Annotated in this window: 11 protein-coding genes and 2 pseudogenes; 6 read left to right on the top strand and 7 right to left on the bottom strand. The window is 49.7% G+C overall.

The genetic code is table 11. The features are described from left to right. Positions 1-59: 59 nt before the first annotated feature. Complete coding sequence (locus tag EH207_RS01895; protein WP_137712497.1) at positions 60-701, bottom strand: hypothetical protein; 642 nt, start codon at positions 699-701, stop codon at positions 60-62. A 597-nt stretch (positions 702-1298) separates the two neighbouring features. On the opposite strand from EH207_RS01895, the gene EH207_RS01890 reads away from it, so the two are divergent. From EH207_RS01890 to EH207_RS01875, 3 genes and pseudogenes are all read left to right on the top strand, one after another. Further along, the gene (locus tag EH207_RS01890) at positions 1299-1529 is read left to right on the top strand and encodes a hypothetical protein (protein ID WP_137712496.1); all 231 of its coding nucleotides are present in this window, start codon (positions 1299-1301) and stop codon (positions 1527-1529) included. After that, positions 1498-2721 carry an MFS transporter gene (locus EH207_RS01885; protein WP_137712495.1) on the top strand — a complete coding sequence of 408 codons (1224 nt, stop codon included), beginning with the start codon at positions 1498-1500 and terminating at the stop codon, positions 2719-2721. Before EH207_RS01890 ends, EH207_RS01885 begins: the two co-directional genes overlap by 32 nt. A gap of 773 nt (positions 2722-3494) precedes the next feature. Continuing rightward, positions 3495-4636 (top strand): annotated as a pseudogene (locus tag EH207_RS01875) (tyrosine-type recombinase/integrase); the annotation flags it as partial. Positions 4637-4785: 149 nt separating this feature from the next. On the opposite strand, the gene EH207_RS01870 reads toward EH207_RS01875, so the two are convergent. Together EH207_RS01870 and EH207_RS01865 are read right to left on the bottom strand one after the other, a co-directional pair. Then, positions 4786-5598, bottom strand: a complete 813-nt coding sequence (locus tag EH207_RS01870) for an MFS transporter (RefSeq protein WP_137712494.1) — start codon at positions 5596-5598, stop codon at positions 4786-4788. Continuing rightward, the gene (locus tag EH207_RS01865; RefSeq protein WP_137712493.1) at positions 5599-6396 is read right to left on the bottom strand and encodes an alpha/beta fold hydrolase; all 798 of its coding nucleotides are present in this window, start codon (positions 6394-6396) and stop codon (positions 5599-5601) included. A gap of 86 nt (positions 6397-6482) precedes the next feature. Between EH207_RS01865 and EH207_RS01860 the strand changes: the two genes are divergently transcribed. Next, on the top strand, positions 6483-6869 hold the full coding sequence (locus EH207_RS01860) for a MerR family transcriptional regulator (RefSeq protein ID WP_137712492.1): 387 nt from the start codon (positions 6483-6485) through the stop codon (positions 6867-6869). Between the two features lie 332 nt (positions 6870-7201). Further along, positions 7202-8366 (top strand): annotated as a pseudogene (locus EH207_RS01855) (IS3 family transposase). Positions 8367-8704: 338 nt separating this feature from the next. On the opposite strand, the gene EH207_RS01850 reads toward EH207_RS01855, so the two are convergent. The 4 genes from EH207_RS01850 to EH207_RS01835 all read right to left on the bottom strand — a co-directional run bounded on the left by EH207_RS01850 (position 8705) and on the right by EH207_RS01835 (position 13677). Continuing rightward, positions 8705-10066: an esterase-like activity of phytase family protein gene (locus EH207_RS01850; protein ID WP_137712491.1), complete on the bottom strand. Its 1362-nt coding sequence runs from the start codon at positions 10064-10066 to the stop codon at positions 8705-8707. Positions 10067-10814: 748 nt separating this feature from the next. Continuing rightward, positions 10815-12125 (bottom strand): glycoside hydrolase family 68 protein, encoded by a 1311-nt coding sequence (locus EH207_RS01845; RefSeq protein ID WP_137712490.1) that lies wholly within the window; start codon positions 12123-12125, stop codon positions 10815-10817. Between the two features lie 270 nt (positions 12126-12395). Continuing rightward, entirely contained in the window at positions 12396-12734 is a 339-nt protein-coding gene (locus tag EH207_RS01840) for a phage holin, lambda family (protein WP_137712489.1), read from the bottom strand. 244 nt (positions 12735-12978) lie between these two features. Then, the gene (locus EH207_RS01835) at positions 12979-13677 is read right to left on the bottom strand and encodes an antitermination protein Q (protein WP_137712488.1); all 699 of its coding nucleotides are present in this window, start codon (positions 13675-13677) and stop codon (positions 12979-12981) included. A gap of 385 nt (positions 13678-14062) precedes the next feature. Between EH207_RS01835 and EH207_RS01830 the strand changes: the two genes are divergently transcribed. Further along, positions 14063-14761, top strand: a complete 699-nt coding sequence (locus EH207_RS01830; RefSeq protein WP_137712487.1) for a LexA family transcriptional regulator — start codon at positions 14063-14065, stop codon at positions 14759-14761. Positions 14762-14850: the final 89 nt, after the last annotated feature.

Raw genomic sequence — 14850 nt, 5'->3', positions numbered from 1 at the left:
ATAAAAAAGAGACAGCATACCGATCACTGTCGTTACCAGTACGCTGTCATGGATGAGGATCAGGAAACGGTGGTGCCCAGAGTCAGTGTCACGCAGCGAATAAATTCAGTGGTCACACCGCGGCGCCCTTCAAGATCAATAACGGAGCTAGTACCGTATTTCGGGCAAATTTCATAGAGAAGATCGGGGGAGATATTTGCTCCGAGAGATTTCAATACAGCGGCGGCGGTTTCAGGTTTGAAATTCATGCGCGCAGCATGCTCCGGCAGGGCGTTGCGGATGCGCTGGAAGGTATCTTGGTTATCATTCAGCAGTTGCTGGAGATTACTGTCATTGACGTGCGAAAGAGCATTATCGAAATCCGTCACGCCACGCAGAGCCAGCAGGCTGACATCCGATGCATGATAGGTCGCAATTGAAGCGGGGCCTGCCATTGATTGGGTTTTAGCATAACCCAGTGAGCGAATTTCATTATGGATGTTCTCAGCCACTTCGGGGGTGAACCCCAAAGCGAGCGCGATGCGCTCCAGATCTTCGGATGGAAGCGCAAACATGACTCCCTCCCAGGAATCAGTGAGTTCCATTGCTTTCGCTCGGATTGCATCTGCATTTTCAGAAATTCGGCTGAGCTCATTCTTGCTGACAATGGCGGCATTGAGAACGCGTGTGGAGATGGCTGATTGACCGGTAACGTTTTGCATAATCTTCTCCTGAACGTATGTTCACTTAGGAAATAATGTTTTCGGATAACGAACTGCTGACGTAGATCGTGGGACCGAAGCAGATAAAATAAAATGGCTGACAGTAATAATAACCATTAGTTATTATTACAGTATTACCTTGATGATTATTTCAAGACAAATAATGCCCTGGCAGAATAGGAAAATATTCTGTCTGCTTAGTATTAGACCTGCTTCGTTCACAAATAATTAACCTCATACAAAGGTTTCAAGTCAACACTATTTCTTATTTTTGTTGTTTATTTGTAATTTTGATGTTAAGAATTTTCTTATTATGGAACCAGTAACATTTTGATTTATTGATTACTCTCCAATTGTTGTGTTAGGAAAATGGGCTTTAGCAATTTGTGCTATTTATTTTATCTTACTGATAAAATGAGATTTAATAAAAAACCTTTTATTTTTAAGCAATTACGAACAAAGGAAAGAGTAAATTGCGAAATCCTAAGGATCACGCTACTCATTATTATGTCTCCTGGCCTTCTCGTACCGGCCTGTTTATTTACATTATAAAAACAGTATCTCTCAGAACGAATGTATCTATTGATGAGGTTTTTTATGCATAATCCTGATAATAAGAAAAAAATCGCAGATCTTGCCAATAAAGATAATGAAAGTTATTTTAAAGAAATCATAATAATACTCCTTCACTCCATCGGGATTATCTACGGTTTTCATGACGGAATTAACATTAATCTTTATCCCGAAAATAGATCGAGCGATAACGATAAATTGACAGTCAATAAAGTGGGTATCGATGAAATTAAGCGTAACAGTGACAAGAGGTAATCCGGTTGTTTCGTTTTTCCTTTTTTCCTCGTTTCTTCTTACTATCGCTCGCGGTGCGGTCATCCCGTTTTTGGCGGTGTACATGACTGCTGCCTTCGGTGAAAGCATCACTTCTGCCGGTTTTGCACTATCGTTGAGCTCCATTGCTGGCATTGTTTTAAGCCTTTACGCGGGCAGGCTTGCCCGCGCTGAAAACGCATGGCTGACAGTATTCGTTCTGCTGCTATTGTTTCTTCTCTCGGTGTTTTTGGGCGCTTTGTCAGGTGAGTTTGTCACGCTTACAATTTTACTTATCGTGATGAATTTCGCTTATTCCTGCATCGAAATCCTACTTCGAACTTACATCTCCGGTCAGAAGGATATCGTCGATAAAAAGAAGATTTTTTCGGCCAATTATTTTGCAGTTAATATGGGATGGGCTCTTGGGCCGTTGCTTGGCGCTCTGGTCCAGAGTTGGCAACTAAATGCGATTTTTTACGCAGGTGCATTTGCGTCACTTTTCCCGCTTGTCTGGCTAATTATACGGACTGATGTTCTCAGAGGGTTTAGTATCCAGCAAGCAGAAAATAATGATGCGTTATCGACTGATAGCAAAACTATACCCCGCCCGGAGGATCTCTCTTCAGGAAATCTGTTTCTGTTAACCCTAGCTTCATTTTTTGGAGCATTCGTATACGGAAATCCCGTTGCCTATCTTTCGCAACATCTGGTGCAGCACTACAGTGCACAGACAGCATCCAGCATAGTCGCACTGATGATGTTCACTAATGCTGCAGTCGTGTTGCTGTTTCAGCATTATATTATCAGTAAGATAACTCAGAGCAATATGCTTAAGTTTCTTATGATTGCAACAGGTTGCTTTGTAGTTGGCCTTATTATTTTTTTTCATGCTAACGAGTATCGTCCAGCCTGGATCGCTGGCATGTTCCTCTTTGCACTGGGCGAGGTTATTTTTGTTCCTGCGTTATTTTTAATAACCGATCTGATAGCGCCAGCATACGCTCGTGGAAGCTATTTTTCGGTACAAAACCTTGGAGCAGCGGGTGCGGCCGTGAGCCCATTCGTTATGGGTTATATTCTTAGCACAACGGACTCGATTATTGCATTTGGCTTCTTAGGCATGGCTATCTTTTTTAGTTTTTTATTAATTTATTGCATGAGAATCAATCAGCCAAGACTCAACGGCAGCTAATAATCCCCCAAGATAGTGGCGATTAATTCCACGGTGGCTGAGACAATTGAAGGTGTGCGCTATGCCGAATTGGACTGTGCGCGCTTGGCTCTACTGGAATGCTCCTATCTGTTCGTGCAATTAGCGACGGAGTTCCTGCCCGTTAGCTTACCTGCCCCAAATTAATTCATTGATAAATGAGCTCTATCGACTACCAGACGCCGGGAAACCTGGAGCGTTCCCAGATAGCCCAACTGAGTCAAAACAAGTGGGGGCAACAAAGACCGGCTGATAACGGGTCCGAGTGGTTGCGGCAAAAGCTACGTGGAGTGCGCGCTGGGTTATAATGCCTGTCAGCAGGACCTACAGCGTGCAATACTGGCGGCAGCCAGTTGCTGACTTCGGATAATTTCTGTCGGAGTCAATAGAGCGTTTATTATTCAACCTGTGGCTCTGATGAATAGCCACCTTCTGGAAAGAGTAATGAAAAATTCTGATATTTATGCGATATATCTCAAAAATGAAGTCATCTGGCCTGGGGGCTTTAAGAGGGGCTTAATATCGCACTTAACCATTAAATTATATTATTAAACAGCGCATTACGATTACTATCGATTCCGAGTCCGGCACCACTCATTCTTTTTTTATGCCTCCCTATGAATCCCTATGTTGTTGTAATTCAATAAGTTGGCGTGAAAATATTTCCAGATACGTTTTGCTTTATCCCTTCGTATCCGGGAAATTTGGGGTCAGATTGCGGGTCATTCAGTTCGATGAACGAAGGAGACCCTTACATGGTCCTGAATGACAGCAAAATCCGCGCAGCCAAATCCCGCACAAAATCCTACAAACTTTCCGATTCGCAAGGTCTGTACCTGACGGTATCCGCCAGCGGCGCTAAGCTATGGTATTTCCGCTATCGCCTCGGCGGTAAAGAAAGCCGTCTGGCCTTTGGCCCCTAACCTCAGACTACGCTGGCGGAAACCCGTGAAAAGCGCGATGCGGCACGTAAGCTACTGGCATCCGGTATCAGCCCTTCTCAGCTTCGCAAGGCGAACAACCCCACCGTTGATGAATCCCGCACTTTTCAGTATGTCGCGATGTCGTGGCACACCAGTAGCCTTAAGCTCTGGTCAGACGCGCACGCCGATAAAATCCTCACCTGCCTGAAACGCTACGTTTTCCCTACTATTGGTGCGATGGATATCGCTCTGATTGAGACCCGGCATCTGGCGCAGTTGGTTAAGGCCATTGATGACAAAGGCGTGCATGACGTCGCCGGGCGGGTGCGTCAGCATCTGACCAAAATCATGCGCCACGCCGTACAGCAGGGCGTGATTAAATATAATCCGGCTTACGATTTGGATGGCGTCGTGACCCCCGTGGTGACCCAACATCACCCCGCCCTGCCGCTGAAACGCCTGCCTGAACTACTGGAGAAGATGGATAGCTATAAAGGCCGGACGCTGACCCGTCTGGCGCTGGAATTAAGCCTGCATGTTTTCCTGCGCTCCAGTGAGATACGTTTTGCCCGCTGGGATGAATTCAACCTGAAAGCGCATATCTGGAGTGTGCCCGCCCAGCGCGAAGCCGTAAACGGCGTGCGGTTCTCAGAACGCGGTGCCAAGATGAAGGATGAACATCTGGTTCCGCTGTCACGGCAGGCAGTCGCCCTGCTGAAACAGATTCAGGCGATTTCCGGCGAGTCGGTCTTTGTTTTTCCGGGTGCACATACCCTGAACAAGCCGATGAGTGAAAACACCATCAACAAAGCGCTGCGCGTGATTGGCTATGACACCAAAAGCGAGGTGTGCGGCCATGGCTTCAGAACCATGGCCTGTAGCGCCCTGAACGAGTCCGGGCGCTGGTCAAAAAGGATGCCATTGAGCGACAGATGAGCCACAAAGAGCGCAACGGCGTGCGGGCTGCCTACGTGGGTAGGATCACATCATCTCGGTCGGGAGCTATTTCGATCACCCAACTCTGCAAACCTACTATCAAGACAGCAACGGACATGCCCCACAAGGCCATTTCCAGCCATGTCCAAATCTCCGCTGAATTTAGAAGCTGTGTATGGCGGCCTGGCTAGAAGCAACTCCTACAGTTGCAAGCAAGGCCATGACGAACGGCGTCAATGAAAGCCAACCATGTTCCCATTGCCCCGGCAACTCCAAAAACCATCAATACAAGTGCATGATGCGCTTCTGGAAGATGGGAGACCCCATTCAAGACAGGCACGACATAGGTGTACCCTACGAAATGCGCTGTCACCGCCGCCACGGAAACAAGAGCGGCCATATAGAGTATGGCCGTACCTTGCATTGATCCTTGCATCAGGCGAGGTGAAAAATCGCTCTCCAATTTCGGCAAAAATCTATATCCGAAGCACAACGTCGCACCACCCAATAAGAAGTAGGTGGAGAACGCAAAGTGCCAACCAAACCATTGACCGATCGCTGTTGCTATGGGGACGCCGACAACAAGGGCCAGAGAAATACCTCCCAGCGCCCAGGCAGTCGCCCGACTTGTTGACATGTCGGGGCATAAACGAACTGCATAGGCGGCAATCATCGACCAGGACATGCCGTGCGTTGAGGCAGTTACCAGACGCAGGAATACCAGCATCGGAAACGTTGTGGCGAATGCGGCCAGCGTATTGGCTGTACTTATGATCCCAAGCAACCCGAGAAACAGGGTTCGCCGGGGCACTCTTTGCGTGGCGATAGTAAACGGTATTGCCGTAAGTGCCGCGATCCAGACGTATCCCGTTACCAGTGCTCCAGCTCTGGCCTCGGAGACCACCAAGTCCGCGGCAATTTGTGGAAGTAACCCAATGGGTAGATATTCTGTGGTCTGGGCAACAAAAGTTCCCAGCATCAATACCAGAAGCCGGTGCATTCACCGTTCTCCGGTGCTCAGAAAATCTATCACCAGTTGAGCGAACTCATCAGGGCGCTCCAGCGGGGCCAAATGTCCGCTGTCGAGTTCCGCATAGCGTGCACCGGGGATCGCCGCCGCCAGTGCACGCGCATGGGCCGGTGGCACCATGTGGTCATGGGTGCAGCCGATTACCAGCGTAGGCTTCGCGATGCTCTTGATTTGCTCGCCTACATCCAAGGCGAGATCAAGCTCTACCTGGCGCCCCATGCCTTCCCATTGGTTACCAGCGATGATCGCTTCGATGTTTTCCTCGATCTGTTGATGGCTAAGACTGGCCAGGAAATCAGGACGGAAGCCGGTCAACAGCACGAGACGGGCCATTGCTCGACGATCACTGTGGATCAAATCTCGCCATAGGCCGAATTCCAGTTGCATGCGACCGTCTTCACCGGACGCGAATCCAGCCAATAGGACGACGGCGCGCACATCCCCTGGATATTCGGCTGCGATATATGCAGCCAGACTCGCCCCCAGCGAGAAACCGACAAGGTCGAATGGTGTTGCATTCGCGTCCCGCGCAGCCGCGATCACTTGTGCGGCCAACTCCTGGATGAGCAACGGCTTCCCAGCATCCTCTGTTTTTCCAGACCCAGAGTAGTCGGGTCGTACCACTTTCCAGTATGGTGTGAAGCGTTCGACCAGATGCCCCCAGTTGCTTTCCCCGTCGCCGCCCGTACCATGCACCAACACCAGACCAGGGCCATCTCCATCGACCCGATAAGCGACTTTCGCCCCATCTACTTCAACCACTGCCATGATTTCAAACCTCACTTTCATCAAAGAAGGCTTTAGGCTAAACTTTGACAGTGCTGTTAAGGTCAAGCGGAAATGCGAGGTTTGTCATGTTGATTGGAGAATTGGCGCGCCGCACCGGCGTCAGCGAGCGGATGCTGAGGTACTACGAGCAGGAAGGCCTGCTGCAACCAGCGCGCACGGATGCGGGCTACCGAGACTATGGCAATGCAGAAATGCAGGTTGCACAACGCATACGCATGCTGAGTGCGGCCGGACTGAAGATCGAGACCATCCGTATCCTGCTGCCCTGCATTCTGGACAATCAGCCACGCTTTGAACCCTGTCAGGAAGTGCGGGCCGCATTGCGGCAGGAAGTCGGGAAGCTGGACGAAAAGCTGCGCGACCTGAGTGAGAGCAGAAGGATAGTCACCAGCTTTTTAAAGGATGTCGAGGCCGACAGTGGTTGCAGACTTAACCTGGATACAAATCACTGATATATCCCCCTACCGTAACGTAAAACGGTCAAGTCAACCGCGACTTGATCACCAACCGCCACAGCGCCTCCTTAAATCCCATTCTGTCATCGACGCATGGCCCGACCTGAGGAAGTTTCCTGGAGCAGAGTAGTCAATAACCGCATATGCTGAACTACCTTCCCGCACAAAGCGTAATTCCCTGCATCCCTTCCAGACTCTGCCGACGACTAATGCTCTGCCCTGCCATCATATCCAGTACACGCCAGGCTGAAGTAGTTACTGTAGTGGATCGGTAATTCAGGACACCTCGAAATCCTGTTAATGTTAAATCAGTGAATATGAGGTGATGCATGATCAAAACTCGTCGGACTAAACGCACATTTTCTCCAGAGTTCAAACTCGAAGCTATCGAACAGGTTGTTAAGTATCAGCGAGATGTTCGGGAAGTCGCCCAGGCGCTCGAGCTCAATCCTGACCATTTGCGCAAATGGATACGGTTTATAAACAGGAACTTCAGGGTATTGAGCCCACTGGCAATGCTATTACACCTGAACAACGTGAAATTCAGCAGCTTAAAGCGCAGATAAAGCGTCTTGAGATGGAAAAAGAAATACTAAAGCAGGCTGCCGTGCTGATGAGCGAAGTCCCCGGAAAACTATCGCGCTAATCACACGGCTGAAAGCAAAGTGGCCTGTGTTGGTTCTTTGTCATTTATTCGGTGTTCACCGCAGCGTTTATTACGCGCAGGTGAGGCGCCCTGTTAATGTGCAAAGAATTGAATTACGAAGTCGGGTGAGAGCATTTCATCCTCTCAGTCGTGGCGCTGCGGGTAGTCGGGCAATCAGCCAGATGCTGCGCCAGAGTGGCGTTGATGCAGGCCGGTGGCTGGCGCGACGACTGATGCAGGAATGCGGACTGACAAGTCGCCAGCCGGTTAAACATCGCTACCAGGTAAACGAAGACAACAGTCCGCCATTGCCAAACTTGTTGAATCGGCAGTTTAACCCTGCCGCACCAAATCGCGTCTGGTGCGGCGACATCAGTTTTATTCGTCTGCAGGATAAATGGTGCTATCTCGCGCTTGTCGTTGATTTATATTCACGCCGGATTATCGGTTCAGCCCTCTCATCAACCGCTGATGCTGATTGGGTGTGCAGGGCGTTGTGTAATGCTTTGGAAACACGACCGCGTGATGGTCGTCTGCTGTTTCATTCAGATCAAGGGGTTCAATATAAAAGCAATAAATACAGAAAGTTACTCTGGCGTTATGGGGTAATGCAAAGTATGAGTCGCCGGGGGAATTGCCTGGATAACTCGCCGATGGAAAGAGTCTTTCGTAGCCTTAAAAGTGAATGGCTTCCAAAAGGCGGGTATGGTGATTTTAGCCATGCGGTACGCGATATAAACCAGTGGGTAAATGGTTATTACAACGCATACCGCCCTCATACGAACAATGGTGGTTTATCGCCTTGCTTACATGAAGAAAAATGGAAACAGGTTATTCCGGTGTCTTGATTTTGTGATCCACTACATTTCATTCAAGTCATGTAAACCGATTGGATATATATCTGTATGTAACGCCAGTTTTTTTCAACGTCCCTCCCACTATCTTCACATTCAGATCAATGTATTTCATCCTCGTGCTCACACTGCAATGCCCAAGCAAATCCTTGACCAGTTAAAGATTATGTTCTGTCGCCCTCATCAACTCGGTAGCCAGCGTGTTGCTAAATCATTCGCTGGCGGCTTGAACAGTTTCAGATAGGTACATGCATAACAGGGAACGTTGACAACATGTAGAAGCCTGGACCTGGCGAAAATAGAGACGGGGGAGATCCCGTCCCGTCGGGCGGTCATTTTAACGGCTGCGGCAACCTCAGCACCCAAAGCTCACTCAGCGACTCCGGCTGTTGCAGCGGCTGTAGTTCGATGCGGGCATCGGTCTTGTCACCGTCCAAACTCAACCAGCCCTGCTTCTCCAACCGGTAGTCGCTGATTTTCTTACTCTTCGATGACGCGTCGACCAGCTTGGCCTGCAAGCCGAAATCATTATCATTGATCACCACCAGTGTGCGATCGTCGATCAACGCAAGTCCCTCGACTTTTTCCTGACGCCAGCCCAGTTGACGCAGATTCGCCACTTCCCGTTTCTGCGCCAGCTTCACGCCGCGTTTGGCGAGATCTTTCTCATCGTAGAACTCCAACGCCTTGCCCTGAACGTCAAACGCGCTCAGATCGCTGGCCTGCGCGAGATCCACAAGGTAGATCTTGTTGATCATCCGTTTGTCTTTATCGCCACCCTGCTCGACCAGCAGGATGCGCTGGTTATCCAGCGCCACGATATCGCCGACCTTGGCGTCCTTGGCTTTTTTATAGCTGTCGACATCGATCGGGTAGCCGTACATGACGGTTCTGCCGTTGCTCGGATCAAAGCTCACCAGCCGGGTGAACTGCGCCTTATTCTTGCTTTTGCCGTCCACGTCCAGCGTACTCTGCACCGCCGCCAGTAGCCGACCATCCGGCATCCGGGTCACCCCCTCGAAACCGCGGTTGGGCTGACGCCATTTAATGATGTTCGGCAGACCGCTGGCCACCGCCTGTTCGCCCGCCTGCGGCGTCGGGCCGTATTTGGCGAGGATCTTGCCTTTGGCGTCGATATGGATCAGGAACGGTCCGTATTCGTCGCATAGCCAATAGCCGCCGTTGCCATCGCTGGTAATGCCTTCGGTATCCAATCCGCGACGATCGCCGGACAGGGGCTGCAACGCGTCATTCAACGCCACTTCGTTAGTGGAGCCAATCAAGTCGCCTGGCAACGGTAGACCGCTGATCGGCCCTTGTTCGTCATGCAGCGGCCGCGGATTACCGGCGACAGCCTTACCGCCGCCGATGCGAATATCCATCAACTGAGGGACGAACCGCGGATTGGCGAAAATTTTGGCCTCTTGCTCGCCCACACTGGGCGCGTCGGCATTAGGTCCGCGATCGGTCAGCGTGGTAAACAGCAGTTCATCACCCTGTTTACCGTTGAAGGTCAGGCCGGAGCCGATCCCCATCGGCAACCCCTGCGGGAAGTTGTTGGCGAACTTGCCCTGATAGGCGACGCGCTCACCGTCGGGGAAGCTGACGACATAGCGCGCCACCTCAACATCTGCGGCAAGAGAAAAGACGGGGGACAGCGAAGCAAACAATAGCGAAAGTGATTTTATTTTCATGGTTTTTGCCCGAGGGTGAAGAGAGGGAAATTCCTGATCCAACAGGATATTAATTTAACATGACACTTAGATTACAACCACCATTTCGCCAATGCCAAGACGCAATGACTCTGGTTGGCAAAGAGGGATTAATCAGCAACGTCAATGAATCGAACGGATGAAACCGCTGGAAAATATACGCCAAAACAGTGCGCCTACTCGCTAGGGTTAATTCTTATAGGAAAGATAAAAATCGGCAAACGCGCGTTAGGAAAATGAGGTCACTATGGCAAGACAACAATATACTCCAGAGTTCAAGCGCAGAGCCGTGGCGTTGCTGCCTGAAGCGGCAAATCCATTATCCGTATGCCGCAGGAGCTTCATATCTAAGAGAACACGCTCTACAACTGGAAAAAACACGATCAGTATAAGGCGGATGCCGCTCAGCAAAAAGGGAGTCAACGCTTGAATTCATAAGCTCTGGTTCAAAGTAATTAAATTGAGCCATGATGTTTTGTTATCTCAAAGCCCATCAATCCAACCTATCAAATTTACGTTTAAAAGATGTTCAACATGCAAGGTAACACGCCGTTGCCGGCATAGAATGGGCGTTCTATCTCGATCTTATTGATGGGGAAGGAACGGAAACCTTAACACCTGCTATAGGTGGAGCTTTAAGCGTTATAGGTCGACCCGACTCCGGGAATAACGAGAGGGTTAACCACAGGAAGATACATCGAGGGGCGGCATTAGCCGCCCCATATGATGATTATTCCACCGTCACATCAATCATAGGAGGAATATAGCCGTAGTCATACTCTCCGACCACAAATGTCTGCGCCCCTTTCAGTTTGATCTCTACCGTCGGGGCTTCCGTACCACCGATACGAAAGGCCTCATCCCCCATGGGAACCGAGTCAATGAACGACGTCACCAGACCGTTAGGCATAACGAAGTGCGAATAAGTCTGGTAAGGCTGGGAAGGCGGGTTGCCCAGCACCAGGCCGGAGCCATTTAGCGGCACGTACGGCCCGAACAGATCGTCGCTTACAAAGCCATACACGCCATCAGGCCCGGTCAGCCCATCGCCATAGGTATATTTGTGACTGATGGTGAACAGATAATACTTTTCATCCTGAAAAACAAAATGCGGCCGCTCAGTCTGATCGTTCACCCCTACCGCCGTCAGCAGCGGTGGCAACATCTCCCAGTCATCGCCATCCTCATCGCGACAGATGGCGATCCCGACACACCCTGCCTGGAAGCGTGAGCCGCCGACATCCTCATAACCAGGAGGAACATCGCCGATTTCTTCCTTGCCGACGGCATGAGAACCGCGCTCGCCGCCGACATTGCCTTCAAACAGCATATACAACTGGCCGCTTTTCGGATCGCGGAACGGGCAGGGATCGCGGAAGGCCCAGAACGAATTCTGCTTTTGGGTCTGATACATTTTCCCATCCGCATCGAATAGCATTTTGACTTTCTTGAATCCCACGAGTTCCACCCCATCTTCGGTGGTTTCCACGCGTCCTCGCACTTTTGCAATGGTCGCATTCGGCGTCATCGATTCGTACGCCACTGCCGTGTAATAAAGATCCACTTCACCGCGTTCGTTCAACAGGATCGCCGTTCCCGCCCATTCACGCACTGTGGGCGAGACGCTCGGTTCCATTACGCGTCCGCCCAAAATCCAGTCTTTGCCGGTACGGGAAAACCAGTAGTATATTTTTGCCCGTCTATGACGTTCTTCCCAGTCGCGGGTCAAGTCGTAGTTACCATTTTCGTCCTGGAATGCAGGATCGGTTTTATTACGTTTAGCCGTTAATGTGAAAATCACCGACCAGCCGTTAACGGAGGCGATATTACCGTCCATGTCACGTAATGGCATGGTATCCCAGATAAAATATTCATCGCTCATGATCGGGAAATCACTACGAACCAACGGCTGCGTGGTGGTTGGATCATTTTCGTTAACCTTCAGCGCATCAGCTCGCGTCCAAATAGTGGGTTTATGCGGCAGAGAAGCTTTAAGGGAAGATTTAATGGAAGGTTTGTTACTTTGATTGATAGTACTCATAATATGTCTCTCTTTATAAAAAAAATAAAACCCGCCCGAGCAAATAAGAATATTTACTCGGTTTCGGGTTATTTGGATGGTAGAATTACGTTTATAAAACACAGACGCAACATCTTATTTTTTAGTAAAAAAGATGCTATCGCCATAATAATGAACAACAGAAAACAACAATTAAAAACAACTTACTTTTCTAACTACTACATGCCCTCCTTTAAAAACAGGTTAAAGATGATATAAACCTATAAGAAAAAACGCGTCAAACGTTTAAAATTATTTGTTTATTTTCTTATCATTATCACTACGGCCATTAATAAATCTCAATATACCGTAACGAATTTGCTTAACGCCGATAAAGCCAATTATTCCTCCCAGCGCGGGCGTCAGCGTTTTTGGCAAGGAATAATATTCAAACGACGCAATCGAAGTCAGCGTCAATGCCCCACACAGCGCGGATTCCAGCAACATTCTCCGCCAACTTCCACCCGTGTAGGCTACACGTAGTATCGCGATTAAAATAGCCAACAACACGCCGCCAGTGGGCACATCTCCACGCCACCAGGACAATATTACCTCATAAGCGTCTGCCCAGCTGAAGATATTGATTTGCATGCTTACCTTCCGAAAAGCGAGTAATGTAATAAGACAATTTTTACTAAGAGTGTTATTTAAGCCAAAAAAAAGCCCCGAAAAAAAATTTCGGGGCCCCAAATAAAAAAACCTGCCAATGGCAGGTTTTTTTACTCTCTGCCGGAGAGAAACAAATCAGTAAATCTCCAGCATGGAAATTAATCTAACCATTTTCAGACACGAATGCAAGACTTAATTTAAAAAAAATTGATCTTATTTTTATACGTTATCGTGACGATGAAGTGATCGCTGAAAATAACTGTTCCGCCTCGCCAGCTTCCTGATGACAGCGCGAAACCAGCGCGTCATAAAACACTTTCCAATTCCGCGACCAGGTACGCTGGGTTAATTCAGGTATCAGCGTTTTTATTACTTTATATACCGTCGACGATGTCGGTGGCTTTAACCCTGAGCCCCCGCAGCGGGGGCAAATTTTTTTTACGGTCTCCCCGCGGGCTTTTGACGCCGCTAGGTCGGTGACCTCTCCTCTGCCACCACAGCGGCAACGATACTGCGGATCATCTGCGGTTCTGCAATATTGTTCCACCGCCATTTTAGCCAGCAAAACCATGCAATGCGCCTTCTGGCGGCCCGCCGCTTTCCCCACCAACGCCGGCGCCTGTTTTAGCGCAAACCGGGCGATGCCTTCTATCGCCTTTTTACGCTCTTTAGGATCTTTGTCGTAACGGGCCAGAATCAGGCTCAGACCTAACCCCTCGCGCGATTGCACCACTCCTAGCGCCAACAGAATATCGCTGTGGCGGTTCTTCGCCGCAGCCGTTGGCGCACCTTCTCTTCGAGCCTGGCTGACAGGTTTTCGGTCATCGCTCTGCCGGTATCCATAAGTTGGTACCGCTTCCCGGCAGGTGAACGCTGCCGATGCCGATTTAGGGCCGCACAAGCTAAGCGCATATTCAATGTCCATTGTGCGAACCTCCTGTAATAACCGATACTGCCATCTCCGATAAGCGGCCCGAACGCCGCGAATAGGCCGACCGCATTGCCGTCCCTTCGGTTCCGTACCGCCGGAACAGGCGCGACGCCGTTCCTGCCGGGCACGTTATGCCGGTTTGGAGTGGCAACGGAAGTGTTGTTGATTGACATTCCATAGCATCATTCCTTTATGTCTTGCGGTTGAATCATGCGGAATCGCTCACAGGGGGGCGATTCCGCTTATGTATCTTTACTGTCACAGTCAGAGAACAGGTAATTTTTGTTGATTTTATTCTCTTTAAAGTCGACTATAGACAAGGAAAATCAACACTGCAATGAATAAATCAACATCATGTTTATTTTTAGGTTGATATAAAATGACAGAGCTTACCGAACGCCTGCGCTACCTGATGCGCGAAGAGAAGATGAAGCAAAAGGATTTGGCGGAAATGATCGGAACCTCACCGCAGACGGTGAACAACTGGCTAAAACGCGGCGCGCTGAGTCGTGAATCCGCACAGGCCATCAATGAAAAAACCGGCTATTCACTGGACTGGCTGCTTAACGGCACCGGTCAGCCGAAACCGGAAAGCAGTAATATCAAAGCTTCCCGCTTGCATGTGACTGAATGGGAAACCACAGACAACGATGACGACGAGTTTGTCGAAGTCTCGTTACTGGGCGTTCGACTTTCCGCTGGCGGCGGCGCGTATGATATTGATGAGGATGAAGTCTACGCCCTGCCTTTTCGCGCGCATACTTTGCGGCGGCTGGGAATACGGGTCGAAGATACCCGGGTGGTGACGGTCATGGGCGATAGCATGGAACCTAAACTGTCGGATGGCGATAAAGTCGCCGTCAATCTCGCGGATCGCCAAATCCGGGACGGCAAAATGTACGCCATTCGTATGGGAGAATTGCAGCGCGTTAAAGCGCTCATCAGACGTCCTGACGGCAGCATCATTGTGCGTTCCTACAATCAGGCATACGGCGATGAGATTGTCACCAAAGAGCAGATTATCAATGGTGAACTGGCCGTGATCGGGCGGGTATGGTGGGTATCCGCGCTGGTATAAGTCATGGAAGCCGGTATTAATCGGTCCTGGCTAATTTAGACGTTGGGATGTCCTTCCTAAAAACTTAACCGGAATAAATCTCGCGGTGA

Source organism: Brenneria rubrifaciens (genome assembly GCF_005484945.1).
Lineage (GTDB): Bacteria > Pseudomonadota > Gammaproteobacteria > Enterobacterales > Enterobacteriaceae > Brenneria > Brenneria rubrifaciens.
This window is presented reverse-complemented; position numbering and strand designations above follow the sequence as displayed.

Bases quoted from the DNA above. Each gene is read 5' to 3' on its own strand.
- EH207_RS01895 (WP_137712497.1), bottom strand. From the start codon at position 701: ATGCAAAACGTTACCGGTCAATCAGCCATCTCCACACGCGTTCTCAAT.
- EH207_RS01890 (WP_137712496.1), top strand. From the start codon at position 1,299: ATGCATAATCCTGATAATAAGAAAAAAATCGCAGATCTTGCCAATAAA.
- EH207_RS01885 (WP_137712495.1), top strand. From the start codon at position 1,498: ATGAAATTAAGCGTAACAGTGACAAGAGGTAATCCGGTTGTTTCGTTT.
- EH207_RS01870 (WP_137712494.1), bottom strand. From the start codon at position 5,598: ATGCACCGGCTTCTGGTATTGATGCTGGGAACTTTTGTTGCCCAGACC.
- EH207_RS01865 (WP_137712493.1), bottom strand. From the start codon at position 6,396: ATGGCAGTGGTTGAAGTAGATGGGGCGAAAGTCGCTTATCGGGTCGAT.
- EH207_RS01860 (WP_137712492.1), top strand. From the start codon at position 6,483: ATGTTGATTGGAGAATTGGCGCGCCGCACCGGCGTCAGCGAGCGGATG.
- EH207_RS01850 (WP_137712491.1), bottom strand. From the start codon at position 10,066: ATGAAAATAAAATCACTTTCGCTATTGTTTGCTTCGCTGTCCCCCGTC.
- EH207_RS01845 (WP_137712490.1), bottom strand. From the start codon at position 12,125: ATGAGTACTATCAATCAAAGTAACAAACCTTCCATTAAATCTTCCCTT.
- EH207_RS01840 (WP_137712489.1), bottom strand. From the start codon at position 12,734: ATGCAAATCAATATCTTCAGCTGGGCAGACGCTTATGAGGTAATATTG.
- EH207_RS01835 (WP_137712488.1), bottom strand. From the start codon at position 13,677: ATGGACATTGAATATGCGCTTAGCTTGTGCGGCCCTAAATCGGCATCG.
- EH207_RS01830 (WP_137712487.1), top strand. From the start codon at position 14,063: ATGACAGAGCTTACCGAACGCCTGCGCTACCTGATGCGCGAAGAGAAG.